4 protein-coding genes and 1 pseudogene are annotated in these 4,565 nt (G+C 72.0%); all 5 read left to right on the top strand.

Annotation, left to right across the window (positions count from 1 at the left end; translation table 11 throughout):
* Positions 1-156: 156 nt before the first annotated feature.
* Positions 157-912 carry a hypothetical protein gene (locus x551_RS27655; protein ID WP_253950418.1) on the top strand — a complete coding sequence of 252 codons (756 nt, stop codon included), beginning with the start codon at positions 157-159 and terminating at the stop codon, positions 910-912.
* Positions 873-1,415, top strand: a complete 543-nt coding sequence (locus x551_RS27650) for a hypothetical protein (RefSeq protein ID WP_253950417.1) — start codon at positions 873-875, stop codon at positions 1,413-1,415. Before x551_RS27655 ends, x551_RS27650 begins: the two co-directional genes overlap by 40 nt.
* Positions 1,412-3,096, top strand: a pseudogene (locus x551_RS18730) (formylmethanofuran dehydrogenase subunit A). The gene x551_RS27650 and the pseudogene x551_RS18730 overlap by 4 nt, the downstream one beginning before the upstream one ends.
* 4 nt (positions 3,097-3,100) lie before the next feature.
* Complete coding sequence (fhcD, locus tag x551_RS18725; RefSeq protein ID WP_036235177.1) at positions 3,101-4,024, top strand: formylmethanofuran--tetrahydromethanopterin N-formyltransferase; 924 nt, start codon at positions 3,101-3,103, stop codon at positions 4,022-4,024.
* Between the two features lie 80 nt (positions 4,025-4,104).
* A partial coding sequence (locus x551_RS18720) for a formylmethanofuran dehydrogenase subunit C (RefSeq protein ID WP_036250141.1) occupies positions 4,105-4,565 on the top strand: 461 nt, incomplete at its 3' end.

Below are 4,565 nucleotides of genomic sequence, written 5' to 3'. Positions count from 1 at the left end.
CGGCTGTGGTCGGCGCGCCGGGCGACGGCACAGACTGTGGCGCTTGTGGCGGCGCCAGCCACACAGTGTCGCGGGCCGGTGCGGATGCGGCCGCGCTGCCGCGCGGCCCCGCCCGTGGCACATGCTTTGCGTGACAGCGCGCCGATGATGGATCCCGTGAACGCCCCTGCCCCCCGCGCCTGGACCAGCCCGTTTTGTGCGCTGCTGAACGACGACCTGCAACTGGCGCAGCAGGACGGACGTTTCTCTCTGAGCGGCCCCGGCTGCGAGCGCGCACAGCGCGCGCTGGCGCACTTCCGGCCGGAGCGCTCGAGTGCCACGCCGAGCATCGCCGGGCAACCCGCCTCGCTCGACGAGGCCATCGAGCAGGCCGCGCAGCGGCTCGCGGCGAGCCGCCAGCCGTTGTTCGGCGGGCTGGCGACCGACGTCGACGGTGCGCGCGCCCTCTACCCGCTGGCCTGTGCCACCGGCGCCATCTGCGACGCCGCCGGTGGCGCCGCCCAGCTGCACACGCTGCGCGCGCTGCAGGACCGCGGCGCCTTCACCACCACGCTGGCCGAGGTGCGCAACCGCGCCGACCTGATCGTCTGCGTCGGCGCGTCGCCGCGCGAGAATTTTCCAGGGCTGTGGCGCCGCGTGGGCATCGGCGAGCCGCTGGTCGCGCAGCGCGAGATCGTCTTCCTCGGCGGCGCCACCGAGCCGGCGCTCGACGGCCTGGCCGGCGTCACGCAGCGCAGCGTCGCGCTGAGCGGCGACCTGTTCGACAGTGTCGCGCAGCTCGCCGCGCTGGTGGACGGCCGGCGCGTGCCACGCGCGGCCCGGCGCTGGCCGAACTGGCAGCGCAACTGCACGCGGCGCGCTACGCCGTCGTCGTGTGGGAATCGTCGCAGCTGCCCGAGCACGGCGCGCTGATCGCCGAGGCGCTGAACCGCCTGGTGGGCACGCTCAACCAGCGTTCGCGCGCCGCGCTGCTGCCGCTCAGCGGCAAGGACGGGCTGCAGACGGTGAACTACGTCTTCACCTGGCTGTCGGGCCTGCCGCTGCGCAGCCGCGCCGGCCCGCTGGGGCTGGAACACGAGCCGCTGCGCTTCGACGCGAAGCGGCTGCTGGCCGAGGGCAGCGTCGACGCGCTGCTGTGGGTGTCGGCCTTCGGCCCGGAGCCGGCGGCCCCGAGCGCTTCGATACCGACGGTGGTGCTGGGCCATCCGGCACAGCAGGCCGGCGCCGGTGCCGATGCGGTGTTCATCCCGGTGTCGACGCCGGGCATGGGCTCGGCAGGCCACCTGTTCCGCTTCGACGGCGGCGTGGCACTGCCGCTGGAGGCGGTGTACGACGACGGGCTGCCGACGGTGGCGCAGGTGCTGCAGCGCCTGAACGCGCGCGTGCGCACGCTGCGGGCCGGGAGGTCGGCATGAGCGGCACGCTGCGATTGCGCGGCGGACGCGTCATCGACCCGGCGAACGGCGTCGACGCAGTGCGCGACATCGGCGTGCGCGACGGCCGCATCGTCGAGCTGCATCCCAAGGAAGCGGTGGGCGAGGACATCGACGCCAGCGGCTGCGTGGTGATGGCCGGCGGCATCGACATGCACACGCACATCGGCGGCGGCAAGGTCAACCTCGCGCGCATGCTGCTGCCGGAAGACCACCGCCTCAACCGCGACCCGATCGCGTTGCCGACCAACCCGCTGGAGCTGGCCTCGTGCGGCCACTGCACGCCCGGCACGCTGGCCACCGGCTACCGGTACGCGAGATGGGCTACACGGCGGCCTTCGAGCCGGCGATGATGCATTCGAACGCGCGCCATGCGCACATGGAGATGGGCGACACGCCCATCCTCGACCACGGCGCCTACGTGATGCTCGGCAACGACGAGCTGTTCCTGCAACTGCTCGCCGAGGGCCGCGAGTTCCAGCAGATCCGCGACTACGCCGGCTGGACCCTCCACGCCGCGAAGGCGATGGGCGTGAAGGTGGTGAACCCGGGCGGCATCTCGGCCTTCAAGTTCAACCAGCGCAAGCTCGACGTCGACGAGGAGCACGCTCACTGGCGGGTGACGCCGCGCACGATCGTGCACACGCTGGCGAAGGCACTGCATGAACTGGGCGTACCGCACCCGCTGCACATCCACGGCAGCAACCTCGGCGTGGCGGGCAACATCGAGTCCACGCTCGCGACCATCGACGCGCTGGAGGGCCTGCCGGCGCACCTGACGCACATCCAGTTCCACGCCTACGGCACCGAGGGCCCGAAGAAGTTTTCGTCGGCCGCGCAGCGCCTGGCCGACGCGGTGAACGCCCACCCGAACGTGAGCATCGACGTCGGCCAGATCATGTTCGGCCAGACCGTGACCGCCTCGGGCGACACGATGCGCCAGCACGCCAACGCCGGCCTCGCGAACCCGCGCAAGTGGATCGGCGCCGACATCGAATGCGACGCCGGCTGCGGCGTGGTGCCGTTCAAGTACCGCGAGCAGAGCTACGTGAACGCGCTGCAGTGGGCGATCGGGCTGGAGATCTTCCTGCTGGTGAAGGACCCGTGGCGCGTGGTGCTGACCACCGACCACCCGAACGGCGCGCCGTTCACCAGCTACCCGCACCTGATCCGGCTGCTGACGGACAAGAGCTTCCGCGACGAGCAGTTCGCGAAGCTCCACCCCGACGTGGTGGCGCAGTCGGCGCTGGGCTCGATCACGCGCGAGCTGACGCTGAACGAGGTGGCCATCATGACGCGCGCCGGCCCCGCGAAGCTGCTCGGCCTGAAGGACCGCGGCCAGCTCGGCGTCGGTGCCGCGGCCGACATCGCCGTCTACCGCGAGCACGCCAACCGCGAGACGATGTTCACCGCGCCGGAGCACGTGTTCAAGGACGGCGTGCGGGTGGCGCGGGCCGGCGTCATCACCGCCACGCCGACCGGCGGCACGCACTTCGTCGAGCCGGCCTTCGACCGCGGCATCGAGAAGCTGCTGGCGCCCTACACCGAGAAGCACCTGAGCGTGAGCCTGCGCAACGCCGTGATCGGCCACGACGAGCTGTGCCGGTGCTGCAACGGCGGGCGGCTGCTGCCGACCGCCTGCTTCACGACGACTGCGAACTGACGCGATGGAACTCAACGGCATCGTCATCGACGACAGCTTCGCCGAAGCCTTTCCGATGAAGGGCACGCGGCTCGTCATCACGGCGCACAACCTCGAATGGGCGCGCCATGCGGCGGTGGCCACCACCGGCTTCGCCACCTCGGTGATCGCCTGCGGCTGCGAGGCCGGCATCGAGCGCGAGCTGGCGCCCGAGGAAACGCCCGACGGGCGGCCCGGCATCGCGATCCTGATCTTCTCGATGAGCGGCCGCGAACTCGCCAAGCAGGTCGAGAAGCGCGTCGGCCAGTGCGTGCTGACCTGCCCGACCACCGCGGTCTACGCCGGACTGTTCGAGGGCGACGCGATCGCGCTGGGCAAGAACCTGCGCTTCTTCGGCGACGGCTGGCAGACCAGCAAGGTGATTGGCGGCCAGCGCTACTGGCGCGTGCCGGTGATGGACGGCGAGTTCGTCGCGCAGGAAACCACCTGGGTCACGACCCAGGCCGTCGGCGGCGGCAACCTGCTGCTGCTGGCGACCGACACCGCGGCGGCGCTGGCGGCGGCGGAAGCCGCGGTCGCCGCGATGAAGCAGCTGCCCAACATCGTGATGCCCTTCCCCGGCGGCGTGGTGCGCTCGGGCTCCAAGGTCGGCAGCAAGTACCCGACGCTCGGCGCGTCGACCAACGACGCCTACTGCCCCAGCCTGCGCGAGCTGGCCGCGAAGAGCGAGCTCGGCCCCGACATCGGCAGCGTGATGGAGATCGTGATCGACGGACTGACCGACGCCGACGTGGCGGCTGCGATGCGCACCGGCCTGAAGACCCTGATCGAGCGTGGCGCCGCGTCGGGCCTGAAGCGCATCGGCGCCGGCAACTACGGTGGCAAGCTCGGGCCCTTCCTCTATCACCTGCACAAGCTGGTGCCGGGCACGGCGGAGGGGCGGTCATGAGCGGCGCACGGCCGCCCGAAGCCGGGCGACATCCCCGCGGGGGATCGTGAGCGGCCGGCGGCCGTGAGCGAGGGGCGGTCATGAGCGGCTGGACACTCACGCTGAAGCAGGCACCGGCGCTGCGCCTGGATCTGCGCGCGCTGTCGCCCGCGGCCCTCGCCGGTCTGTCGGCCGACGCGGTGGCGAAGTTCGGCGTCTGGCACGGCAACGAGTCGGTCGCGCTGGGCGAGCTGTTCACGATCACCGCACGAAGCGACGACGCGCTCCGCTTCGAGGGCGATCTGTCCCGCGCCGACCGCATCGGCTGGCAGCTCACCGCCGGACGCATCCACGTGGACGGCCCGGTCGGCGACTACCTCGGCGCCGGCATGAGCGGCGGCGAGATCGTCGCGCGCCGTCATGCCGGCCTGCTGGCGGCCTGCGAGATGTCGGGCGGCCGGCTGGAGATCGGCGGCAACGTCGGCGATTACGCCGCCAGCGCCCTGCCGGGCAGCATGGACGGCATGCGCGGCGGCACGCTGCTCGTGCGCGGTTCGGCCGG

It is taken from the genome of Methylibium sp. T29, from assembly GCF_000576205.1.
In the GTDB taxonomy this organism is placed as follows: Bacteria; Pseudomonadota; Gammaproteobacteria; order Burkholderiales; family Burkholderiaceae_C; genus Methylibium; species Methylibium petroleiphilum.
This window is presented reverse-complemented; position numbering and strand designations above follow the sequence as displayed.

Excerpts from the sequence above, each read along its gene's own strand:
- fhcD (WP_036235177.1), top strand. The coding sequence starts at position 3,101 with ATGGAACTCAACGGCATCGTCATCGACGACAGCTTCGCCGAAGCCTTT.